Origin of the sequence: Psychrobacter sp. T6-5 (assembly GCF_052258485.2) — a bacterium.
GTDB lineage: Bacteria > Pseudomonadota > Gammaproteobacteria > Pseudomonadales > Moraxellaceae > Psychrobacter.
Genome location: NZ_JBQQEY020000001.1, coordinates 2,807,085 through 2,829,346 on the forward strand (window position 1 = coordinate 2,807,085; position 22,262 = coordinate 2,829,346).

Sequence of the window (22,262 nt, forward strand, 5' to 3'; positions counted from 1 at the left end):
TATACGCAAGCTTGCGGCGCAAATAAGAAAGTTAGGAACTTACTGTTGCATATCAGCCATGTCTGAATGATCAGCCATGTCCGAGTGATCTTCTTGTGGTGTAGCAGCAGGCGCACCTTGATTAGACGGCTTGTAGGTTTCTGGTAGATCTAACTTATCTTCAAAACCTTCAAGTTCACGATCCAATCTCGGTGTACCATCAGCATTGGTCGGCATTTTCATGCCCATGTCCATCTGCATTTTACCCATGCCAGGCATCATGTTTTCGTTGGCGTTGTGCATAATCCACAATGAACCCACCATAACAATCGCTACCACAAACAAGGTGAATAAGAAGCTATAGAGCGTATTACGCTGTTCAGGGCTAAAGTCCACATGCAAAAAGAAATAAACTTGCACAAAAACCTGTGCGGCAGCAAAAACAGCAATCATCCAAATCGCGCTAATGCCCGACATTATATTGCTCATAATGAGCCAAAATGGAATCACTGTCAGAATGGCTGATAGTACAAAGCCGATAATATAACTCTTTTTACTTCCATGACTGCTCTGGCCGTGACTTACATCGCCGTGTGCATGAGCGTGTTCGGCTGCATGCAAATTCTCATTTTTCATAATGCCACTCCTACCAGATACACTAGCGAAAAGACGCAAATCCACACGATATCCAAAAAGTGCCAAAACAGACTTAAGCATCTCAAACGCGTCATCATACGTTCAGAAAGACCAAATTTGCTCAACTGGAACAACGTAAACAGTAACCAGCAGATACCGACTGTGACGTGAATACCGTGCAAACCTACCAGACTAAAGAAGCTTGATAAGAAGGCACTACGATCAGGCCCGAAGCCTTCGACGATGAGGTGATGGAACTCATAAATCTCCATCCCAATAAAGCCCATGCCGAATAGCGCAGTAATAACCAACCATAGCTTAAGCTTTGACATGTTGTTTTGATAAGCACCAAGCATGGCAAAACCAAAGGTAATACTACTGATCAGTAGCAAGAAAGTTTCAACCAAAACAAACTTAAGGTCGAAAATATCTTTAGGACTTGGACCATCTGCTACGCCAACCTTCAATACTGCATAAGCGGCAAAAAACGTTGAAAACAAAACCAAATCTGTCATTAAGTAAACAAAGAAACCGAGTACTTTATTACCCTGTGCATCCAAGTGGTCTGGATGATGAGGATCACTATGGTTAAAGTAATCTATATTGCCTTTGTGATTATCATCAGACGGCAACAACTCCTCGCCGTTGTCGTCTGGTAAATTACTATTTACTTCATGCGTGTGCATAGTTTCGGTACTACTCATAATCCGTCTCCTGCGTGAGCCGTACGAAGACGCTTATAATAAGCATTTTCAATTTTTTCAATCTCATCAACTGGTACGATGTAATCGATATCACGTTTGTTGGCTTCACGAATCACAAAGAAAATCATGACTAAGAAAGAGGCGATTACCAACCACCAGATGTGCCAGATAAAAGCAAAGCCAAAGACGAACGTTAATAAACCAATAATCACACCAGAGTCTGTATTTTTTGGCATATGTATTGGGCTGTAGTAATTGGGCGCTTTATCTGACGTCCAACCGCTGTCTTTAAGATGCGCTAGGGCATCAAGATCGTTAATAACAGGCAGTTGAGCAAAGTTATAAAACGGTGCAGGTGATGGCGTGCTCCACTCTAACGTACGACCATTCCAAGGATCACCACTCACATCAGCAAGACGCTCACGATCGCGATAACTGACATAGAACATCATCAATTGGCTCACAATACCGAATAGAATAATAAAGGCACCAACTGCAGCAACGATCAACCATATCTGCCAAACATCATTGGCATAGTGATTGGTACGACGCGTCATACCGAAAAATCCTAAAACGTACAGCGGCATGAAGGCCACAAAGAAGCCGATGAGCCAGCCCCAAAAAGCACGTTTGCCCCACTTCTCATCCAAACGATAGCCAAACATTTTTGGCCACCAAAAGGTAATACCCGCAAAGTACCCAAATACAGCACCACCAATAATGGTGTTATGGAAATGCGCGATTAAGAACAGACTGTTATGCAAGACATAATCAATCCCAGGAACCGCTAGCATGACACCCGTCATACCACCAATGGTAAAGGTAATGATAAAGCCAAGTGTCCATAAAATTGGCGTACCAAAGACGATCTTGCCTCGATACATCGTAAAGAGCCAGTTAAAGACCTTCACCCCAGTGGGTATGGCAATAATCATGGTGGTAATACCAAAGAAGGCATTGACGTTGGCGCCTGAACCCATGGTAAAGAAATGATGCAACCAAACGATGAAACTTAAGATGGCAATAACCATCAAGGCATAGACCATACTGACGTAGCCAAACAGTTTTTTCTGCGAGAACGTCGAGATGACTTCTGAGAAAATACCAAAGGCTGGTAGTACCAAGATATATACCTCTGGGTGACCCCAAATCCAAATCAAATTGATATACATCATGACGTTGCCGCCTGCATCATTGGTAAAGAAGTGCATACCAAGATAGCGATCTAGCGTTAGCATCGCCAACGTTGCCGTTAGTACAGGGAAAGCCGCAACGATCAAAATGTTGGTACAAAGTGCTGACCACGTAAAAATCGGCATGTGCATCAGATTCATGCCAGGCGCACGCATCTTTAGAATAGTCACTAAGAAGTTGACACCTGTCAGCAAAGTTCCCAATCCTGACAGCTGCAAGGCCCAGATATAATAATCTACCCCCACTGTTGGACTGTATGTCAGCTCTGACAATGGTGGATAAGCCAACCAACCGGTTGCCGCAAAGTCACCAATGACGAGTGACACGTTGACCAATAAAGCACCAGTAACGAACAGCCAAAATGACAATGAATTTAGGAACGGAAAGGCCACATCACGTGCACCAATCTGTAGCGGTATGATCGCATTCATGAGTCCCACAACCAGAGGCATGGCGACAAAGAAAATCATAATCACGCCGTGGGCGGTGAAAATCTGATCATAATGATGCGGCGGTAAATACCCTGTCTCAGGATAGTTAGCCAGCATCTGATGGGTACGCATCATAATAGCGTCACTAAAGCCGCGTAATAGCATTACAATCGCGACGACGATATACATGATACCAATTTTTTTATGGTCAACTGAGGTTAGCCAATCGTGCCAAAAAACGCCCCAAAGCTTCTTTTTGGTTAGAAAAATTAAAACTGCTAGCCCAGCCAAGGCCATCATACCACCAGCCGCCATAATAATAGGCTCGTGGTAAGGTATTGCCTCAAGGGACAATCTACCGAATATTGCTTCCATAATCAGCTTTCCTATTATTGAGCGTCAGCTTCTTGCGCATCATCTTTATTTGATGGCGCTGCTGGGTTAATGCTACCTTCGCCGTCATCCTTCAAATCAGACTCTAAGCCCTTATTCACCGCATTTTTATTATCACGCTGATTGACTTCATTAGACTCTATAAACTGATTTTGTTGCTGTGTATCTGAACTATATTGATTCACGATATAGTCAAACATATCAGGTTGTGCTGATTTGAAGTATTCGATGGCATGGTTTTCTGATGGTTTCGATAACTCTTCATAAACCGCAGTATCGAGAACCTTATTGTCTCCCGCTTTAATTTTAGAAACCCAGTCATCAAAACCTTGCTTATCGACAGCATGGGCCAAAAATTTCATATCCGAGAAGCCAGGACCACTATAATTGGCAGAAAGTCCGTTATAGACACCAGGCTCATTAGCGATCAGATGCAATTGTGTCACCATGCTCGACATGGCATAAATTTGGCTGCCCAGTCTAGGAATGAAGAACGAATTCATCACCGTATCGGAAGTGATTTTAAAACTAACTGGACGATCTACTGGTAGATAAAGTTCATTGACGACGGCAATATCTTGTTCTGGGTAGATAAATAACCATTTCCAGTTTTGTGCCACAACTTGAATCTCAAGCGGAGGGTTATCTTTTTGAGTCTCTAGTGGCTTATAAGGATCAAGCGCGTGAGTGCTGCGCCAAGTAATCACAGCTAAGATTGCAATAATAATAATGGGAATCGTCCACATTAAAATTTCAATCCAAGTGTTGTGTGACCACTGAGGGTCGAAGTCTTTATCAGCATCTGGTCTATCCGCGCGATAACGGTAAGTAAACCAGAGAGCCATGACGATGACTGGTATAACCACAATCAACATCAAGGCAGTGGTAACAATGATAAGTTCTTTATTTTGCACGCCAACTGCACCCTGAGGATGCAATACACCTTTATCACAGGCGGTCAGGAGCAAGCTGCTTATCAATACCACTAAGTTGGCCTTTAGCCAGATCGGTAATTTGAAAAACGTCATGCCTTATTAACCTTATATTCGGTCAGTTTTGTTAGTACATGTTAAATGTTAGAAACACTCCATGGCTGTCACATTCTTACAATGGACAGTAAAGAGATGAAGCTAAATTTTGACCTTATTTATACCCTCAGTCGCGTTGGCTATCACCATGTCAGCAGTGTTACCAATCAAAATCTGATGGGTAACACTGCTGACAATTTTAAGCGACAAAGCATGCATTCGGTCACTAGATTGCAACCATCATCAATAGAGTAGGTCTTAACGCTATCTGCCCAATCAAATCAGCCGCACAGAATGACGAAACAGTAGCAATAATGTACTGTTTCTATTGGTCTAGAAGATTGATAAGATTGGGAAATCGCGTTACTAAAAAGGGTATCAATATTTAAGATCAGCTTATTTTTAGGCTAAATCTTATCTGGCTACCACAGCATTATTCCATGCTGTCTACAAGGTATAAAACCATCAAATGCAACCCTTTTTAGTTCACAGGCACTATACGCTTCTTTTTTTAGAAAATCTTATCTGCAACAAAATAGAAATAAAACAACATGTTTTTACTATCCAAAATCTATAAATCAAGCTTGAAAGTTTTATCAATTTGCGCTTATTAGCTTTCATATACATAAATATTCGTTTGGTTCTACTTCCCATTCAGAAACATAATGAATGGTTGCTAGGCAAGGATAAAGCGTATCTAATAGTAGAATATTCTTTGATAGCACCATGTTTTTATAGCAAATAAAGTATAAAAAAAGGGATTTACCTATTGGCAAGTCCCTTTTTTTATCTCAGTAACGTTTATATTGACTCTTACATCTTTGCTCTGATCGTAGTCACAATACCAGATAACGCATAAATGATACCGATCGCTAAGATACCAACAGGTATGTCATAAAGCACAATACTCATGACAAGTACGCCAATGATAAGCACCACAAAGGGTACTTTCTTTTTATCAAACTCTTTAAAGCTATAGTACTTAACGTTACTGACCATGAGTAGGCCACAAATGACCACCCACGCTGCGAACAAAAACATGATCGCCGTATCGTACTGTCCAATCCATTCATTGTGATCAACTGCCACCATAACAGCAGAGGTTACTAGAATGGCGGCAAGCGGACTGGCCAAACCAACGAAGTATTTTTTATCGACAATGCCAACCTGAACATTAAAGCGTGCAAGACGAAAGGCAGCACAGGCAGTAAAGACAAACGCACAACCAATACCAATACGACCCAGCGGCTCTAGGGCAAAGCTATAAACCAAAATAGCAGGGGCCACACCAAACGCGAGCATATCTGCTAATGAATCATATTGCTCACCAAACGGACTTTGGGCATTCAGCATACGCGCAACGCGGCCATCAGCCCCATCAAGAATCGCGGATAAAAAGATAGCCAAAGCCGCCTTATAAAACTCACCTTGCGTACTCGCTAAGATAGAGTAAAACCCTGACAGTAATGATAATGTGGTAATCAAATTGGGTGCCAAATAAACACCGCGACTGACCACACGCTTACCTTCCGCGACTTCTGCCTCAACGACCTCAAAGGTCAAACCATCATAATTGTCATTGTCCGCTAGACGAATATTAAACTCATGCTCATCCATGTATGGAGGCTGGGTCGCTGCATTATCCTGCAACGCTCCCTCTCTTGGAGGCATATTATTTGGTTCGCCTTCAGGTGGCTGCATATTCGTCATCTTGATATCCTTATTGGCCAATATTGCTGTTCAGTTACTCGCCAACCAGCCAGCGTACATTGGTCGCACTGTCAGGGGTTAAGTCTGGGGCATCTTCTACTTTTAGTACCGGCTGCAAGAAACGTAATATCTCGCGTGCATGGTTATCAAACTGCCATGGCGGATTGATAACCAGTAGACCTGTACCATTCAGACCAACTGCAACATCATTAGGATAAATATTTAGCTCGCAAACCAGCTGACGACGCATTTCGGTACGCTTGAGCTTTTTGTAAAACAACTCGACCGCTTCGATATTTTTGATTGGGAACCAAAGCGCATAAGTACCTTGTGGCCACTTGTTATAAGCCGCAACTAATAAATCGATAAGGCGCGTAAAGTCTTTGTGCTCTTGCTCATAAGGGGGATCAAGGAAAATCAAACCGCGCTTTTCTTTTGGTGGAATAACAGCGGTGATGCCTTCAAAGGCATCACGATGCTGGATACCAATCGGCAACTTATGTAGCTGATAGTTCAACGCATCATATTCAGTCGCTTTGGCTTCAAAAGCCTCAGCACGCACGCCAGCATCAGGCTTTTTAGCCGCAGTTTTTTCGACATGATGGGCAACCCACCACGGCGAACCAGGGTAGACTTTAATGTCGTAAGTGAATTTGGCTTGCTTAATGCCTTCCATATAGTCTTTGACAGCAGCTGGTGCCTTTTCGGTATCTGCTTTCAAAAAAGCTTGAATACCGCCTTTGGCCTCCCCTGTCTTGCGCGCTTCTTCACTGCTCAGTGAATACAGTCCACGGCCGCCATAGGCGTCAAGCACATAAAACGGTTTGTTTTTCTGCCCCAATTGATTAAGCAGTTGTACCAATAAAATGTGTTTAACCACATCAGCAAAGTTACCAGCGTGGTAGGCGTGTTTATAGTTCATAATCTCAAAAGTTTAAATAAGAAAAATTGCATCTATGGTAGCATAGGCGGAGTAAAAGATAATGTGGTTTTAGTAAGCGCTTTCAATAAAAACGCATTGAATGACGTTATATTGACCGCTGATTGATAAGAATGAGATGAAATGACGCAGATTATTAGCAACCTCAGCAAAACAGCGTTGGTCGTTGATCATCCGATAGGACAAGACAACCCTCCGTTACTATCTCCAAACAGTCATAACGACGCCCAAAACGCGCCTACCCAGAAGATGCTGCAACTGTCTGATTTTGCAGTCAGCTGGGAAGATAGGCTGACGGATAAACAACTTGATACATTTGTCACTGATGGCTGGCTCGTCATTGATAATGTGTTTGATGATACAGCGTTACTCGCGCTACAAGCAGAAAGCGGTTTTATTGACTATCGTGATGCAGAGCTGACCGCTGGTGTTCGCATCAGTGATATTCGCGGTGATAGAATACGCTGGATCACAGAGAACTTTTTTGCAGGCTACTATTATCTCCAAAGCATTAATGCTTTGGCCTCGCTATTCAATCGTAGTTTGTTCGCTGGTATTCGTCATAGCGAAGCGCATTATGCGTGCTATCCGACTGGCTTTGGCTATCAATGGCACAGTGACAACCCTGCTGGACGTGATGAACGGGTGATCTCGGCGGTGTTTTATCTCAATGATAATTGGGAAACCACTGACGGCGGCGCACTAGAAGTCGTCGATAAACATGGTGTCCATCATGAAGTGATGCCAGTTGCCAACAGGTTGATTATCTTCGACAGTGATTTACAGCATCAAGTACAAATCGCGCATCGTCAGCGTTACTCTATTGCTACTTGGATGCGCCGTGACGGACTTGTTCCCTTTGTCGAAGTAGACGCTTAGCACCTATTATTCATTATCTATTTATCTTTAACATTTTCATTATTATATAAAAGGCTTACTCATGTCTGACTCTCACCAACAGCCCACCCACCAGCAAGCAACCTTAGACTTAAGTATTGCACTATTGGAACGTCCTTCCGTGACACCAGACGATGATGGTTGCCAAGATATATTGTCAGAGCGTTTGGAGCAAGCAGGCTTTGACTGCGAGTTTATGTACTATGGTGATAGGCAAGCAAAGGGTGAACATGCCGAAGTCAAAAACTTATGGGCACGCCGTGGTACTACCGATCCAGTGATTTGCTTTGCCGGTCATACAGATGTGGTACCAACGGGTGATGAAAAAAACTGGACCTATCCTCCTTTTACGCCAACCATTGCTGATGGGTATCTGTGGGCACGCGGTGCGGCAGACATGAAGACGGGGATTGCTGCTTTTACCATTGCGGCCGAACGCTTCGTCGCCAATCATCCTGAGCACAATGGCTCTATTGCTTTTTTGATCACCTCAGATGAAGAAGGGCCGTCAATCAACGGTACGGTCAAAGTCATCGAAACCTTAGAAGCTCGTCAAGAAAAGATCACTTATTGTCTTGTTGGTGAGCCATCGAGCACAGATACGTTAGGCGATATCATCAAAAATGGTCGTCGTGGCTCGCTAGGCGCAGAACTTACCGTAACAGGCAAGCAAGGTCACGTCGCCTACCCGCATTTGGCGTGTAATCCGATTCATGCAGCAATGTCTGCGCTTGCTGAACTGACGTCTACCGCGTGGGATAATGGCAATGACTACTTCCCAGCCACGTCATTGCAAATATCAAATATCAACGGTGGCACAGGCGCAACCAATGTCATCCCTGAAACGCTAAACGTGGTTTTTAACTTCCGCTTTTCAACGGAAACTACTGAAGACGAGTTAAAGGCAAAAACCCATGCTATCTTTGATAAGCACTTTGCCAACAGTAAAGCCAGTTACGATATTAATTGGAAGCTATCTGGGCAGCCATTTTTGACCCCTGAAGGGAAACTGGTCTCGGCCTGTCAAAATGCGATCAAAAAAGTCACCAATGTCGATACCACACTATCTACTTCTGGCGGTACGTCTGACGGACGTTTCATCGCACCAACAGGGGCACAAGTCGTCGAGCTTGGCGTCCGTAATGCGACGATTCATCAAGTGGATGAAAAAGTAGAAGTTGATGACTTGGGCAAACTGGCGCAGATTTATGAAGGGATATTGGAAAATCTATTGCTAGATTAGTTTTAATTTCTGATAGCAAAAAGCGCCATCTATTACAGATGGCGCTTTTTTTATGAGCATTTATTTTTAGTATAGTGGTTTGTTTAAAGATCAATACCTTTTTCTGGCGAAATATTCTCAAGTTTCTGCTGAATGTTTATTAGCTCTGCTTGAAAAGCATCGACTTTGTCATTCATGTCTTCCTCGTCCTTCTTTAGCACACCTTCTGTTCTAAAATCTTCTACATCAACCACTCGTCCACGCAAGGCATTTTTGATTATTCCTAACTCGTAAACTGAAATATTATCATCGTCCATTTTTGCTATCCATCTTTAGCGTCTTTGAGAGTTTTCTCATATAGACATAGTATTCAATATACGGTAAAGCAGACGATGGTTGGTAAATTTTCGTAATATCATTATTTGAAAGAGAAGGGATTTTTTAGAGAGATATAAGTTCATTTCTTATAAAACAAACCTGCTCATCGTTTAGCGATGCATCAAGAAAAGGAAAATAGCGGAGAAAATACTGAAATCCAATCGCTCAACCAATGTTTCAAAAGTGATTGAGCGATTTATATAGCACACTAACTAATGCGTTAACGCAGACAGAAGTTTATAACACTTACTTTTTACGGTCTAATCCGTCTACTCAATCCTAATATAAACATCCACTTGACCGTATTCTAAGTTACCACCGATATAATGCTCAAAATCCACATTAAACGTTCGGGTGTGTTCACAGTCTGCCGTATTAAAATACTCCCAAGCATTCTCCCACGCATTCATGACGGTATTTGGCATATAACCTTCTTCAGAAAATACCAAATACTTTCCTGCGGGAATGGTGACTTCTACCACATTACTGGTACTGGCTGTGCTCTCACTGTCTGATTGAGCGTTTTGCTCGCTGACAGTTTTCCAGCTAGCGACAACATCAAACGCGCCTGCTAAATCATCACTTTCATAGTTATGATAGATACCATAGATATCTTCGCCTTCAGGAAGCTGACCTGCGTGATTTTGATAAAACTTTTGCCATAATCTACCCAGCTTGGCAGTATCATGGCTAATCTCAGCGTTATTGGTGGTACGAACGCTGATACCGCGACAAGCGATCGCTTCTGGCAGCTCTTTAATTTGTGATGTCATGATGCGGCCTTTTTAATGTATTTATTGAATTTTTATGGATAACACTGCTCAACGTTATAGAGTCGATTAGTCGGCTTCATCGATCCAATTCATTTGAATGGCTTCTAAGATACCTTCATTTGATTTTTGTGGATCATCATCAAAGCCTTCAAGCTCAGTCACCCAGCGATGCAAATCGGTAAAACGTATATACTGCGGATCAGTCTCTGGGAATTTTTCATAAAGCTCGATTGCGATATCTAAGCTGTCTGTCCATTTTAATTTTTGTGGCGTCATAACGGTACCTTTTTTAGTCGTTTTAGAAATAGTAGTATCGCCTTAGTATTGGCGATTTGATGGACTCTATCCTACCAAAATTCAGCAAATGATTATAGCCAAGTTATTATCGGGTGCTATTTTTCAATATTTTTTATGCTGACTTGGTCGATTTTACAGCGACTTGATGGTTATTCCATGTGTTAATCACGTCTGTCAATTGCTCGCCTGTCATATCCAATACCTCTGGCGTGCGCATACCTGTGTCATCGGTAAATACAAACTTGGTCATACCAACGCCCATCAGCTGATTTTTGACAAAAAATCGATGCTCAAAATATACATATTTGTGATCCCAGCCTACAACCGCACTGCTAAGCGTCACTTTATCCAAAAACTTGATTTGTTTGAGATACACCATCTCCTGCATAGCGATGACCCAGTTTAAAGGCTTGATACCTTTTTCATGACAGCGTGCCATGACCCAGCGTGTCACGTTTAGCTCAATAAATGACAGATAACGATAATTGGGCAAGTGGTCGCGAAATCCCATGTCATGCGGTAACACTCGATAGTGACGGACAGTCGGTGCGGTCAATGTCTCTAGACTAATCGTTTCGCTCGCCGATTGATGCTTGAGCTGCTGCTTAAGCAAACTGACCATAATAAAAAAGCGTAGTAACATATTCATAAATATTTCTCTTGTTTCATTTTATTTATAATTAATGATTATAGTGGGCGATGATATTGGCTTGTCACCCTTTCATAAATGCCGCTCACTTTAACGCAAAAAAGCCACCTTAGTGACTTTCTTTGTTTAAAAACTTATAGGCAAAAGCGAATAGTCAAAAACATCGTTTAATTATCAATGACCGCCGCCATTGATACTTCGTACCATCTCTTCAACCATTTTCTTGGCATCACCAAAGATCATCATGGTTTTGTCCATATAGAACAAGCTATTATCCAGACCTGCATAACCGGTGCTCATTGAACGCTTGATGACCATGACTGTTTGGGCTTTGCTGACTTCTAAAATTGGCATACCAAAGATTGGAGAAGTCGGATCGTCTTTTGCAGACGGGTTGACAACATCGTTTGCACCGATAACTAACACCACATCGGTACTTGCGAAGTCTGAATTGATCTCATCCATCTCAAGAATATCATCATAAGGCACATCAGCTTCTGCCAACAGTACGTTCATGTGACCTGGCATACGACCAGCAACTGGGTGGATGGCAAAACGAACGTTAACACCTTCTTCTTTTAGCAGCTCATATAGCTCTTTTACCGCATTCTGTGCGCGACCCTGTGCCATACCATAACCTGGTACGATGACCACATTACTCGCATTAGACATAAGGAATCCTGCATCTTCTGCGGAGCCTGCCTTGTAGTTCTTCGGCGCACCATCATCGCCGCCTGCTGCCACAGCTGACGTACCCATTCCGCCAAATAATACATTGAGTAATGAGCGGTTCATGGCTTTACACATGATATAAGATAAGATCGCCCCCGATGAACCAACGAGCGAACCTGCGATAATCAGCATTGAGTTGCCAAGGGTAAAACCAATCCCTGCTGCCGCCCAACCTGAGAACGAGTTCAATAGAGACACGACCACTGGCATATCACCACCACCGATTGGCGCAATCCACATCCAACCAAAGATAACCGCAATCACTGCCATCGCATAAAACGCTGGTAATGAGTCCGTGACGAAATACACGCCACCAAAACCAATCATCGCAATAAATAATAGCGCTTGAACAGGTTTGACCCAGCCGCCGACCAGTGTTTTCGCCCAGCTTTTTGCTGCCAGTTTACCAAAGGCAAAAACCGACGCTGAGAAGGTAATCGCACCGATAAAGCAACCAATAAATAGCTCGACACGGGCAACCGCGCCATGCTGCTGCTCAGTATGTAATACCGTTGCAAGGGCAATCGCAACCGCTGCCAAACCGACGAATGAATGCATCAAAGCCACGGTTTCTGGCATCTGCGTCATCGCGACTGTTCTCGCTTTCCACATACCAACGAGGGCACCTAAGATCATCGCGCCAATAATGAGCCAAAGGACAGGACCTTCTGTTAAAAAGAAGGTTGTCACAACGGCAATTGCCATCGCTGCCATACCAAAACGGTTACCGCGAATAGCCGTCTTTGGACTCGATAAACCACGTAAGGTCAAGACAAAAAGGATCGCGCCAACCAGATAGAACCAATCCGCATTCGCCGCAATCATTGTTGATAAATCATTCATGCGTCGCCTCCATTATCAGTGCTTGCTTCTGAGGCTTTTTTTACTTTGGGTTTGAACATCGCCAGCATACGCTCAGTCACCGCAAAACCACCAAAGATATTGATACTGGCTAAAAATACGGCAAAGGCACCAAGCAAACTGGTCGGTGTAAACATCGAGCCATCAATCGTGACGGTCTGTAGCATCGCGCCCACGATGACAATACTCGATAAGGCGTTGGTTACTGCCATCAATGGCGTGTGCAAGGCAGGGGTAACGCCCCAAACCACGTAGTATCCGACAAAAATAGCGAGTACAAATACCGTAAAAATCGCTACAAATGGTGTGCTACTCATGGCTGCACCCGCTGGCGCTGCCGCTAAAATGGTGGCGATCATCTCATCCTCCTAAAAATTTATTCATTACTGGCAAATGTTTTATTATTAACAAACATATAGTGACGAAACATATCGTGCTAGGCAGTCGAACCTAGCGTTTGGCTAGTCGTACCTGACCGTCATGTGTCACTGCCAGTGCGCCCTGAATTTCGTCTTCCATGTCTAAGTTAAGCGAAAGGTCGTTTGCTGCTGCATCGTCGCCAGCAGGAGCGATCAAAGTCGTGATAAAGTTAACCAAATTATTGGCGTATAGATCTGACGACTGTGCCGCAAGCATTGATGGGATATTGGCTGCACCAACAATACGTACGCCGTTCTCTGTAGTAATGGTGTCATTCGGTACACTGCCTTCGACGTTGCCACCTGTTCCAGCTGCCATATCAATCAATACCGAACCTGCTTTCATTTTGGCAAGCGTTGCCGCGTGCACCAAACGCGGCGCTTGGCGACCAGGTATCTGCGCCGTGGTAATAACGATGTCAGCATTGCTGAGTGCCTTGTCAACCACAGCAGCTTGGTCTTTGATATATTGCTCTGATGGCGTCCACGCATAGCCGCCCGTTGCTTTAGCCTTTTGCGCTTCGTCTTCACTCATCGGCACATCAAGCCATTTACCACCAAGTGATTCGACTTGTTCTTTTGCCGCAGGACGCAAATCACTCGCCTCTACCACAGCACCTAGACGCTTCGCCGTGGCAATCGCCTGTAGACCTGCCACGCCTACGCCCAAAATAACCACTTTGGCTGGCTTGACCGTTCCTGCCGAGGTCATAAACATAGGAAAAGGACGAGAGTATTCGTTAGCCGCTAGCAATACCGCTTTATAACCAGCAAGGTTAGCCTGCGAGGACAATACGTCCATGTTTTGTGCGCGTGATAATGTGCGCGGTAATAACTCCATTGCAAAAGCCGTCGCACCTTTGGCTGCATAAGTGTCAAGCTGAGTGTTGCGATAAGGGTCGAGCATGCCAATGACAACCTGACCTGATGACAAATGAGCGGTAGTCTCAGATGGTAAGTCATTGACGGTAGTAATAATTCGAGACTGGGTAATCACCTCGGTGCTACTGTTGGCAATATCGGCACCAGCAGCTTGATACAATTCATCAGCATAATACGCTGCTTGGCCTGCACCTGACTGAATGACGACTTCAAACCCAAGCTTGCGCAATTTTTTGACTGAGTCTGGGGTTAGTGCGACACGGCTTTCACTCGCGATATCTGCACTGATTACACCGATTTTCATATCGTCTCCTTACTTATATAGAATGACTTACCCTTAATACCCTCAACGCATTTTCAAAAGCATAGGGGACAAAAATCCTTAACCATGACTTATCCAATATCATAAATAAAGACTATCAATTTAATAAATGATATGTTGTTTACCATCATGCCTTTTTATTATAGAGACATAATCTGCCAACTTTCATTGTCTAATGATGACCAACAAGTAAGATAAAAAGTTAGGTATTGATACCATCTGCATAACTTTTGTTGTTATATTAAAGTTTTTTATTTTTTCAAAAAACCTCTACCCCTTATATAACAAGGTCTCGCTTTAATAACAGCCAACTCTATATATGTTTACGCATTGCCATACCCCCTTAAAAAAATATAAAACACTCAAGGTCAAGTCAAGTTAAACCCGCAGCTGTCGTATAATAAGAATGCTTGACACCTGAACAGGTCGGTCATTGACTCACGATAATAAGGACTCACCATGTATTTTTTACTCTCTCCTGCCAAATCTTTGAATGAAACAGACGCTGTCCCAGTAAACTTGGGCAACTACTATAGTCAGCCTGAACTGATCGCGCACTCACAGTCACTCATGAAAGTATTGAAGTCCAAAGAGCCCGTTGATCTGCAAGAGCTGATGAGCATCTCTGATGATCTTGCGCAACTCAATGCCACGCGCAATCAACAATGGCGTTGGAGCGAAGATAAGCCGTTTACTGATGATGAGTCTGGTAATGCAGCAAAGCCAGCGGGCTACTTGTTCGACGGTGATGTTTATACCGGTCTTGATATGTATAGCATGGATAAAGAAACGTCCATCTACGTCAATGAACATCTGGGTATTTTGTCAGGTCTTTATGGGGTATTAAAACCGTTGGACTTGATTCAGCCTTATCGCTTGGAGATGGGTACGAAGCTAAAAAACACGCGCGGTGATAATCTTTATGAGTTTTGGGGAGAAGAAATAACTGACGTTATCAATGCCCGTATGGCAGATAGTGAGGACAAGGTCTTGATCAATCTGGCGTCGAACGAGTATTTTAAAGCTGTGAAAAAGAAAGCATTGAAGGCGGATATCATCACGCCACGATTCGAAGACGAAAAAAATGGTCAATATAAAGTCATTAGTTTTTATGCCAAAAAGGCACGTGGCCTTATGGTGAAATATGCTGCTGACAATAAGCTGAGCAATGCGGAGCAGTTAAAAGATTTTGATTTGGCGGGTTATTATTACTGTATCGAGGCGTCTGATGATAAGACGTGGGTGTTTAGAAGAGATGCGGCGGATCAGTAACTTGATATAAAAATCATATTTACTACAGTCGCTAGACGCATGGCACTCAGGGCTTCTAGCGACTGTATTACATCTTCTTTAATTGAACGGATCACAACAGTCCTTCTTGCTGTTGCGATTGATGACTAAAACCATTGCCTTGAGCGATAAAGATGATTCTCTAACGTGAAATAATCGACATGATAGCGTCAGCCAGTTGAAGGATTTCCGTCATTTTCAAACCTGCAATATTGATTCTGCCATTTGGCATACCGTAAATCGCGAACTCATCTTGCAACATGAGCATTTGACTCTCTGTTAGCGGTAATAAAGAAAACATGCCTTTTTGATGCGAAATGTCCGAAAACTCTGCAGGTGCACCTCTATCTTTTAAGGCTGCGCCTAACGCTTGGCGAATAGTATCTACTCTATCACGGTAGCTTGCCAGCTCGACTAACCAAGCGTCTGGGCTGTCTAATAAATAAGAAGCAACTGCGGCACCGTGATTGGGCGGCATAGAGTAGTTGGCACGTGTAATGGTTTCTAAAAGTGTCTGTATATCGGCATGGCGCTCATGGTTCGTCGTCATCACCGTGGCAATACCCGTCCGCTCATTGTATAGACCCATATTTTTTGAGCAGCTGGCGGCGATAAATGCAAAATCAGAGTCTTCGATCATTAAACGAAGCCCTGCAGCATCGGTATCAGGATCATCTCCAAAACCTTGATACGCCATATCAATGAATGGGACAATATTTTTCTGTTTACACTTATCAGAGAACCGTTGCCACTGCTCTAAAGAAGGATCTATACCGGTAGGATTGTGGCAGCACGCATGTAATAACAACACATCTCCTTCTTTTGCTTTTTCTAGCGCGGCAAAACACGCATCAATATCTAACTGACCGTTTTTATTTTGCCATGGATACGTATTAACGGTTAACCCAGCACCTTCCATCAGCGGACGATGATTGATATAGCCAGGATTACTGATCCAAACGGTTGAATCTGGAGAGAGCGTGGCAATCAAATCAGCAATGAGTCGTAGAGCCCCTGATGCCCCAACCGTCTGAATCGTGCATTGGTTTTTTAGACTTGGACGGTCACCCAGTACAAATTTTGCCATTTGTTGGTTAAAATTATCGTTACCCGATAACATACCATAAGCCTTTGAATGAGCTTCATGAGCAAGATGTATTTCTGCATCTTGCACGGTTTTCATCACAGGCGTATTGCCATGCTCATCTCGATAGACACCAACCAATAGATCTATTTTATGTTTGCGCTGGTCAGCACGAAACCTACCTAACAACGCCCACAGTGGATCACCATTGATAATGGGCATATTGTTTAACATCATGATACCTCCTTAATGAATTTATTTCGCTCGATTGGACAAGATGACACCAATGGTACTGAGTACAATGCCGCATATCATGATGACTGATAGAGACTCATTGAGTATCAGCGCAGCCAGTATAGCGGTCAATCCTGGGGATAAAGAGCCCAGTAATAAGGTACGAATGGAGCCCAGCTGTTTGACCGCATAAGAAAACGCAATGGTTGATACCACCCCTACACCAAGGCCTTGTACTAGGATAAACGGAAGCGCGTCATCAAAAGATACAGAACCTATATTGGTCTCCACAATACCAGATAGAACCATGACTAATGTCAGGAAAAAAGAGGTATAAGAAAGTACGATCGCGATAGCTATGGGACTTAACTTGGTGCTTTTTAACCCTAAGGTATAACCCGCCCAAATCAGGCTTGCCATCAACAGTAACCCTACGCCGTACAGAAGACTATTAGGTATTGACTGTGCATGCCCGCCAATCATAGTCGCGATACCAAAGAGAATAAGGATCAATGCGGCAAATTTTCTTAATGATATTCGTTGACGATAAAAAATAAAAGACAATAAGGCAGCAAAGAAAACTGGTGTCCCTGTCAAAATAGTACCCATGTAAGCGGCCGGCACTGTACTTGCACCAAAAGCCGCCAATAAAAGAAAAGGCACACCGCCAAATAAAATAAACATGATATCTGGCAGTCTTATATTTTTGATTTCATGCCAACTAGAGAGCACCCAAGGGGTCAACAAAACTAGCGGTACACTAAAGCGAATAAGCATGACATCCGCAATACTGAGCGACGACGCCCCAACCGCTCGTACAGTCAACGCAAATCCTGACCAAATCAATAAGACGACACTCATAGCCACATAACCTTTGGTTAGTGGCGACATAATGAACAAAGGGTTTTTGCGTGCTGAGGGATGAAATATCGTATTCATAGTCGTGTCTTATGCTGGTATACAAAGACCAATTATCGATTAAAATACGCGCTTTTATCTCTATTTATTCATTGCAATTTTGCAAATATTTGGTGGATAATGCTAATTAAATAAAAATTATTGGCTTAAAAAGCCAAAGGGCAAATTATGGATAAAATCGACCGTCATATCTTGGAAGTACTCCAAAAAGAGGGACGCTTATCTACGGCGGAACTGTCCGAACGCGTAGGGCTGTCGCCATCTCCTTGTGCAAGACGCCTAAAGCGTTTGGAAGATGAGGGTTATATAGAAAACTACCAAGCGAACATTAATAAAGCCAAAGCGGGTATTGCGATGAGTTTCTTTGTGGAGGTCCGTCTCAACAGCCACCAAGAAGAGTCTATTGCAGCCTTCGAGAATGCTTTGTCCGATATGGACGAGGTCATCAATGGACATGTGGTATCAGGCTCTTACGATTATTTATTAGAAGTAGTCAGTCCAAATCTCGATGGTTATGAGCGGTTCACACGTAAGCTACACAAGCTTGCTAGCGTAAAAGATATACATACTCATTTATCGGTGAGAAAGGTCATCAATAAGACGACTTTACCTATTTTTGTGTGAGGTTTTTAATACTAATGAGCAATCTCGAGCACGGCCTTCAATTACGTCAAGTCTATTAAGATTGGTATAAATACCTAGTTAATTTGAATGATTACATTACTTTATTATCGAGCATAAAAAAGCCCTGCTATCTTTCGATAGCAGAGCCTTTAGTAGTCAAATAGACTTTATGAGGTTGATTTTACTTTTTGCGAAAAGTGATTTGTCGAGGAAGACGAGCGAAAATAGTACCTATCGTACATTGAGCGCGTCTGACGAAGACAAACCGCTTTTCAGCAGAAGTAAAATTACATCATGCCGCCCATTCCACCCATACCGCCCATTCCACCAGCACCGCCCATGCCAGCCATACCGTCATCTTTCTCTGGTAGGTCAGTAATCATAGCTTCAGTCGTTAGCATTAGGCCAGCAACAGAGGCAGCGTTCTCTAGTGCTGAGCGTGATACTTTTGCTGGATCAAGGATACCCATTTCTAGCATATCGCCGTATTCGCCAGAAGCAGCATTGTAACCGTAGTTACCCGTACCGTTTTTCACTTCGTTAACCACCACTGATGCTTCTTCGCCAGCGTTGGTGACGATTTGACGTAATGGTGCTTCCATCGCACGACGTAGGATGTTGATACCTGCGTCTTGGTCGTCGTTGTCGCCTTTTAGCTCAGACAATGCATTCATGGCACGAACTAACGCAACGCCGCCGCCAGGTACAACGCCTTCTTCAACCGCTGCACGAGTCGCGTGTAGCGCATCATCAACACGGTCTTTCTTCTCTTTCATTTCGGTTTCAGTTGCTGCGCCAACTTTGATAACTGCTACGCCGCCTGCTAGTTTCGCAACGCGCTCTTGTAGCTTTTCTTTATCGTAATCAGAAGTAGACTCTGCGATCTGACGGTTGATAGACTCAACGCGGTTTTCGATGTCAGCTTTGTTACCGGCGCCATCAACGATCACGGTGTTTTCTTTACCAACAGTGACTTTTTTCGCCGTACCCAATTGTTCAAGCGTCGCAGTCTCTAGGCTTAGACCAATCTCTTCAGAAATTACAGTACCGCCCGTTAGCGTTGCGATGTCTTCTAGCATGGCTTTACGACGATCGCCAAAACCTGGTGCTTTAACCGCACAAGTTTTTAGGCCGCCACGCATGTTGTTCACAACTAGCGTTGCCAATGCTTCGTTTTCTACATCTTCAGCGATGATAAGCAATGGCTTGCTTTGCTGCATGACCTGCTCAAGTAATGGCACGATCTCACGGATGTTGCTGATTTTTTTGTCAACCAATAGAATGTATGGGTTTTCAAATTCAGCAGTCAGGCTGTCTTGCTTGTTAGCAAAGTACGGGCTGATGTAACCACGGTCAAACTGCATACCTTCGACAACTTCTAAGGTATCTTCAAAGCTTGACCCTTCTTCAACGGTGATAACGCCTTGCTTACCAACTTTTTGCATCGCTTGCGAGATCAACTCACCGATTTTGGTGTCTGAGTTTGCAGAGATAGAACCAACTTGCGCGATGGCTTTTTCGTCATCGGCTGGGGTTGATAGGTTATGGATTTCTTGAACGGCGGCGCGAACGGCTTTGTCGATACCGCGCTTAAGATCCATTGGATTCATGCCAGCAGCGACTGACTTCATGCCTTCTTGCAAGATTGACTGAGCCAATACGGTCGCAGTGGTCGTACCATCACCAGCAACATCATTGGTGCGGCTAGCCACTTCGCGAACGAGCTGAGCACCCATGTTTTCGAATTTGTTTTCAAGCTCGATTTCTTTGGCAACTGATACACCATCTTTAGTGATGGTTGGCGCGCCAAAAGATTTATCGATAACCACGTTGCGGCCTTTAGGGCCTAGGGTGACACGTACTGCGTTTGCTAGAACGTTTACGCCGTCCATCATTTGTTTACGGGCATCAATGCCGAATTTTACGTCTTTTGCCATGGTAAATTACTCCATTATTATAAGTATGAGAATACAATTGAATGATTCGTTCGTATTGTGGGGAGTATTTTTAGCTAAAAAATGATCAGCTAAAAAACTCTATTAGGCTATTAGCCTTCTAACACGCCCAATACGTCAGACTCTTTCATAATCAATAGTTCTTCACCGTCAACCTTCACGGTTTGACCAGCATATTGACCGAACAAAACTTTGTCGCCAGCTTTTACATCTAACGCACGAGTTTCGCCGTTGTCACGAACTTGGCCATTACCAACTGCAATCACTTCACCTTGTGAAGGTTTCTCTTGAGCAGAACCCGGCAATAAAATACCACCAGCAGTTTTTGTTTCTTCTTCTATGCGGCGGACGACGATACGGTCATGTAAAGGACGAATGTTCATCGATATGACTCCAAAAATTGGTTGTTTGAATAAAGGGTTTATTTGAATTAATAGTCTCAATACCAGTATCTATAAGAGTCGCCATTCAATAACAGCAATCTAAAGATACGCTTTGAGCTTGTAACAAAAAGTGGGGGCAAGATAGGTTGGCTTCAAGTGTAAAGCCCAAAAATTTACAAGATTATTCTGACGGCTCTTGATGACACTTGATAGAAGTGAGGCCTAATAGGTACCATACATTTTATTTACCCTCTATTGCTGGCTTTACAGCACGTTACCCTCGATGGTCGTATCAGATGTCATAGCAACATTCGCTACAATCGTCACACGTGCCAGTCGATTGTTACTCTTGAAAATGTAACAGAGTATGACCATTATAGGCGTTGCGAACATAATAAGAATGACGATAGATGCTGCTATATCAGCATCTTATTAACTACTAAGAGGTATCTATGAGTTTTTTATCAATGCATAATAAATCACTGCACAACGATTCTAATAATACGAAACGCAGTCCATCTAAGTTTTTATCTGCCTTAGTGACAGGTATCAGTATTTCCACCATTGGAGCCTTGAGTATGACCGCACCCACACTTGCCAGCGCAAAGACTGTTCAGCCATCAACAGCCAACTATAGTTTTACCGTTGAAGACAAATACAAAGGAACCGCGACTCGTACGTTAAACAAGTCCGGTAATACGTGGAAATACAACGTTAAGGCTCGCGTCGCTGGGGTAGCTAGTGCCTCGCAAAACAGTACGTTTACCCTCAATGGTAATAATGTCGTCCCAACCCAAGCCAGCACCACTTATAAGCTATTAGGCTTGGGTCGTACCCACAAACTAGACTTTAACCCAAGCACTAAAAAAGTCACTAGTAATTATAAGGGTAAGACCACGACGCTGAGTATGCCACAGCAAGCCTTTGATGACTTGAGTCTTGAAGTGCAAATTCGCCAAGATCTGTTAAATGGTAAGTTCACTGGCAATTACTACATGGCGAAAAAAGACAAAATCGAAAAGACGCCATTCAAAAAATCTGGTAGCACCAAAATCACCGTTCCAGCGGGTACATTTGATACGGTACGTGTCGACCGCGTCCATGATGACGATAGTCGCTCTACCAGTTTTTGGTTGGCACCAAGCTTAGACTATATGCCAGTTAAAGTTAGCCAAATTAATGATGGTAAGAAGATGGATTTAGAATTGACCAAGGTTAATTAATCCAAGCATATAAACAGAAGCGTTGAAAGGTAATACTGCAATAAAAAAGCGGCGTCCTATTTGGAACGCCGCTTTTTTATGTCTTAAGATTAATGACTAGTATT

22 protein-coding genes are annotated in these 22,262 nt (G+C 43.3%); 5 read left to right on the forward strand and 17 right to left on the reverse strand.

Annotated elements, in window-relative coordinates:
* Window positions 1-39: 39 nt before the first annotated feature.
* From cyoD to ACTXGK_RS26625, 6 genes are all read right to left on the reverse strand, one after another.
* The gene (cyoD, locus tag ACTXGK_RS26600) at window positions 40-615 is read right to left on the reverse strand and encodes a cytochrome o ubiquinol oxidase subunit IV (RefSeq protein ID WP_443517414.1); all 576 of its coding nucleotides are present in this window, start codon (window positions 613-615) and stop codon (window positions 40-42) included.
* Window positions 612-1,319, reverse strand: coding sequence for a cytochrome o ubiquinol oxidase subunit III (cyoC, locus tag ACTXGK_RS26605; protein ID WP_443517415.1), 708 nt, complete (start codon window positions 1,317-1,319; stop codon window positions 612-614). The genes cyoD and cyoC overlap by 4 nt, the downstream gene beginning before the upstream one ends.
* Complete coding sequence (gene cyoB, locus ACTXGK_RS26610; protein WP_443517416.1) at window positions 1,316-3,319, reverse strand: cytochrome o ubiquinol oxidase subunit I; 2,004 nt, start codon at window positions 3,317-3,319, stop codon at window positions 1,316-1,318. The genes cyoC and cyoB overlap by 4 nt, the downstream gene beginning before the upstream one ends.
* Before the next feature lie 14 nt (window positions 3,320-3,333).
* Window positions 3,334-4,365, reverse strand: coding sequence for a ubiquinol oxidase subunit II (gene cyoA / locus ACTXGK_RS26615; RefSeq protein ID WP_443517417.1), 1,032 nt, complete (start codon window positions 4,363-4,365; stop codon window positions 3,334-3,336).
* Window positions 4,366-5,178: 813 nt separating this feature from the next.
* A complete protein-coding gene (gene pssA / locus ACTXGK_RS26620) occupies window positions 5,179-5,982 on the reverse strand; it encodes a CDP-diacylglycerol--serine O-phosphatidyltransferase (RefSeq protein WP_443517534.1) in 804 nt (267 codons plus the stop codon).
* 127 nt (window positions 5,983-6,109) lie between these two features.
* On the reverse strand, window positions 6,110-6,997 hold the full coding sequence (locus tag ACTXGK_RS26625) for a 23S rRNA (adenine(2030)-N(6))-methyltransferase RlmJ (RefSeq protein WP_443517418.1): 888 nt from the start codon (window positions 6,995-6,997) through the stop codon (window positions 6,110-6,112).
* A gap of 141 nt (window positions 6,998-7,138) precedes the next feature.
* On the opposite strand from ACTXGK_RS26625, the gene ACTXGK_RS26630 reads away from it, so the two are divergent.
* Together ACTXGK_RS26630 and dapE are read left to right on the forward strand one after the other, a co-directional pair.
* The gene (locus tag ACTXGK_RS26630; protein WP_443517419.1) at window positions 7,139-7,894 is read left to right on the forward strand and encodes a 2OG-Fe(II) oxygenase; all 756 of its coding nucleotides are present in this window, start codon (window positions 7,139-7,141) and stop codon (window positions 7,892-7,894) included.
* Between the two features lie 61 nt (window positions 7,895-7,955).
* Window positions 7,956-9,155 (forward strand): succinyl-diaminopimelate desuccinylase, encoded by a 1,200-nt coding sequence (gene dapE, locus ACTXGK_RS26635; RefSeq protein WP_443517420.1) that lies wholly within the window; start codon window positions 7,956-7,958, stop codon window positions 9,153-9,155.
* Between the two features lie 83 nt (window positions 9,156-9,238).
* Here the strand turns inward: dapE and ACTXGK_RS26640 are convergent, their stop codons facing one another.
* From ACTXGK_RS26640 to ACTXGK_RS26670, 7 genes are all read right to left on the reverse strand, one after another.
* Window positions 9,239-9,451: a hypothetical protein gene (locus tag ACTXGK_RS26640; RefSeq protein WP_201512503.1), complete on the reverse strand. Its 213-nt coding sequence runs from the start codon at window positions 9,449-9,451 to the stop codon at window positions 9,239-9,241.
* Between the two features lie 330 nt (window positions 9,452-9,781).
* Entirely contained in the window at window positions 9,782-10,285 is a 504-nt protein-coding gene (locus ACTXGK_RS26645) for a GyrI-like domain-containing protein (RefSeq protein ID WP_443517421.1), read from the reverse strand.
* 66 nt (window positions 10,286-10,351) lie between these two features.
* On the reverse strand, window positions 10,352-10,561 hold the full coding sequence (gene iscX, locus ACTXGK_RS26650; protein WP_021812734.1) for a Fe-S cluster assembly protein IscX: 210 nt from the start codon (window positions 10,559-10,561) through the stop codon (window positions 10,352-10,354).
* A 133-nt stretch (window positions 10,562-10,694) separates the two neighbouring features.
* The gene (locus ACTXGK_RS26655; protein ID WP_443517422.1) at window positions 10,695-11,231 is read right to left on the reverse strand and encodes an acyl-CoA thioesterase; all 537 of its coding nucleotides are present in this window, start codon (window positions 11,229-11,231) and stop codon (window positions 10,695-10,697) included.
* Window positions 11,232-11,405: 174 nt separating this feature from the next.
* Window positions 11,406-12,806: an NAD(P)(+) transhydrogenase (Re/Si-specific) subunit beta gene (locus ACTXGK_RS26660; protein ID WP_443517423.1), complete on the reverse strand. Its 1,401-nt coding sequence runs from the start codon at window positions 12,804-12,806 to the stop codon at window positions 11,406-11,408.
* Window positions 12,803-13,141: a proton-translocating transhydrogenase family protein gene (locus ACTXGK_RS26665; RefSeq protein WP_443517535.1), complete on the reverse strand. Its 339-nt coding sequence runs from the start codon at window positions 13,139-13,141 to the stop codon at window positions 12,803-12,805. Before ACTXGK_RS26665 ends, ACTXGK_RS26660 begins: the two co-directional genes overlap by 4 nt.
* Before the next feature lie 133 nt (window positions 13,142-13,274).
* A complete protein-coding gene (locus tag ACTXGK_RS26670) occupies window positions 13,275-14,429 on the reverse strand; it encodes a Re/Si-specific NAD(P)(+) transhydrogenase subunit alpha (RefSeq protein ID WP_443517424.1) in 1,155 nt (384 codons plus the stop codon).
* Window positions 14,430-14,906: 477 nt separating this feature from the next.
* On the opposite strand from ACTXGK_RS26670, the gene yaaA reads away from it, so the two are divergent.
* Window positions 14,907-15,719, forward strand: coding sequence for a peroxide stress protein YaaA (gene yaaA / locus ACTXGK_RS26675; RefSeq protein ID WP_443517425.1), 813 nt, complete (start codon window positions 14,907-14,909; stop codon window positions 15,717-15,719).
* 160 nt (window positions 15,720-15,879) lie between these two features.
* Here the strand turns inward: yaaA and ACTXGK_RS26680 are convergent, their stop codons facing one another.
* Window positions 15,880-17,058: an aromatic amino acid transaminase gene (locus ACTXGK_RS26680; protein WP_443517426.1), complete on the reverse strand. Its 1,179-nt coding sequence runs from the start codon at window positions 17,056-17,058 to the stop codon at window positions 15,880-15,882.
* Window positions 17,059-17,076: 18 nt separating this feature from the next.
* On the reverse strand, window positions 17,077-17,994 hold the full coding sequence (locus tag ACTXGK_RS26685) for a DMT family transporter (protein ID WP_443517427.1): 918 nt from the start codon (window positions 17,992-17,994) through the stop codon (window positions 17,077-17,079).
* Window positions 17,995-18,141: 147 nt separating this feature from the next.
* Here ACTXGK_RS26685 and ACTXGK_RS26690 point away from each other — a divergent pair, with 147 nt between their 5' ends.
* Window positions 18,142-18,597: an Lrp/AsnC family transcriptional regulator gene (locus ACTXGK_RS26690; RefSeq protein WP_443517428.1), complete on the forward strand. Its 456-nt coding sequence runs from the start codon at window positions 18,142-18,144 to the stop codon at window positions 18,595-18,597.
* Window positions 18,598-18,884: 287 nt separating this feature from the next.
* Here ACTXGK_RS26690 and groL read toward each other — a convergent pair whose 3' ends face one another.
* Complete coding sequence (groL, locus tag ACTXGK_RS26695; protein ID WP_087040787.1) at window positions 18,885-20,534, reverse strand: chaperonin GroEL; 1,650 nt, start codon at window positions 20,532-20,534, stop codon at window positions 18,885-18,887.
* Between the two features lie 110 nt (window positions 20,535-20,644).
* Window positions 20,645-20,935 carry a co-chaperone GroES gene (gene groES / locus ACTXGK_RS26700; protein WP_058024926.1) on the reverse strand — a complete coding sequence of 97 codons (291 nt, stop codon included), beginning with the start codon at window positions 20,933-20,935 and terminating at the stop codon, window positions 20,645-20,647.
* 467 nt (window positions 20,936-21,402) lie between these two features.
* Here groES and ACTXGK_RS26705 point away from each other — a divergent pair, with 467 nt between their 5' ends.
* On the forward strand, window positions 21,403-22,158 hold the full coding sequence (locus tag ACTXGK_RS26705; RefSeq protein ID WP_443517536.1) for a DUF3108 domain-containing protein: 756 nt from the start codon (window positions 21,403-21,405) through the stop codon (window positions 22,156-22,158).
* The last annotated feature ends 104 nt before the right edge of the window (window positions 22,159-22,262 follow it).

Excerpts from the sequence above, each read along its gene's own strand:
- cyoD (WP_443517414.1), bottom strand. The coding sequence starts at position 615 with ATGAAAAATGAGAATTTGCATGCAGCCGAACACGCTCATGCACACGGC.
- cyoC (WP_443517415.1), bottom strand. The coding sequence starts at position 1,319 with ATGAGTAGTACCGAAACTATGCACACGCATGAAGTAAATAGTAATTTA.
- cyoB (WP_443517416.1), bottom strand. The coding sequence starts at position 3,319 with ATGGAAGCAATATTCGGTAGATTGTCCCTTGAGGCAATACCTTACCAC.
- cyoA (WP_443517417.1), bottom strand. The coding sequence starts at position 4,365 with ATGACGTTTTTCAAATTACCGATCTGGCTAAAGGCCAACTTAGTGGTA.
- pssA (WP_443517534.1), bottom strand. The coding sequence starts at position 5,982 with ATGGATGAGCATGAGTTTAATATTCGTCTAGCGGACAATGACAATTAT.
- ACTXGK_RS26625 (WP_443517418.1), bottom strand. The coding sequence starts at position 6,997 with ATGAACTATAAACACGCCTACCACGCTGGTAACTTTGCTGATGTGGTT.
- ACTXGK_RS26630 (WP_443517419.1), top strand. The coding sequence starts at position 7,139 with ATGACGCAGATTATTAGCAACCTCAGCAAAACAGCGTTGGTCGTTGAT.
- dapE (WP_443517420.1), top strand. The coding sequence starts at position 7,956 with ATGTCTGACTCTCACCAACAGCCCACCCACCAGCAAGCAACCTTAGAC.
- ACTXGK_RS26640 (WP_201512503.1), bottom strand. The coding sequence starts at position 9,451 with ATGGACGATGATAATATTTCAGTTTACGAGTTAGGAATAATCAAAAAT.
- ACTXGK_RS26645 (WP_443517421.1), bottom strand. The coding sequence starts at position 10,285 with ATGACATCACAAATTAAAGAGCTGCCAGAAGCGATCGCTTGTCGCGGT.
- iscX (WP_021812734.1), bottom strand. The coding sequence starts at position 10,561 with ATGACGCCACAAAAATTAAAATGGACAGACAGCTTAGATATCGCAATC.
- ACTXGK_RS26655 (WP_443517422.1), bottom strand. The coding sequence starts at position 11,231 with ATGAATATGTTACTACGCTTTTTTATTATGGTCAGTTTGCTTAAGCAG.
- ACTXGK_RS26660 (WP_443517423.1), bottom strand. The coding sequence starts at position 12,806 with ATGAATGATTTATCAACAATGATTGCGGCGAATGCGGATTGGTTCTAT.
- ACTXGK_RS26665 (WP_443517535.1), bottom strand. The coding sequence starts at position 13,141 with ATGAGTAGCACACCATTTGTAGCGATTTTTACGGTATTTGTACTCGCT.
- ACTXGK_RS26670 (WP_443517424.1), bottom strand. The coding sequence starts at position 14,429 with ATGAAAATCGGTGTAATCAGTGCAGATATCGCGAGTGAAAGCCGTGTC.
- yaaA (WP_443517425.1), top strand. The coding sequence starts at position 14,907 with ATGTATTTTTTACTCTCTCCTGCCAAATCTTTGAATGAAACAGACGCT.
- ACTXGK_RS26680 (WP_443517426.1), bottom strand. The coding sequence starts at position 17,058 with ATGATGTTAAACAATATGCCCATTATCAATGGTGATCCACTGTGGGCG.
- ACTXGK_RS26685 (WP_443517427.1), bottom strand. The coding sequence starts at position 17,994 with ATGAATACGATATTTCATCCCTCAGCACGCAAAAACCCTTTGTTCATT.
- ACTXGK_RS26690 (WP_443517428.1), top strand. The coding sequence starts at position 18,142 with ATGGATAAAATCGACCGTCATATCTTGGAAGTACTCCAAAAAGAGGGA.
- groL (WP_087040787.1), bottom strand. The coding sequence starts at position 20,534 with ATGGCAAAAGACGTAAAATTCGGCATTGATGCCCGTAAACAAATGATG.
- groES (WP_058024926.1), bottom strand. The coding sequence starts at position 20,935 with ATGAACATTCGTCCTTTACATGACCGTATCGTCGTCCGCCGCATAGAA.
- ACTXGK_RS26705 (WP_443517536.1), top strand. The coding sequence starts at position 21,403 with ATGCATAATAAATCACTGCACAACGATTCTAATAATACGAAACGCAGT.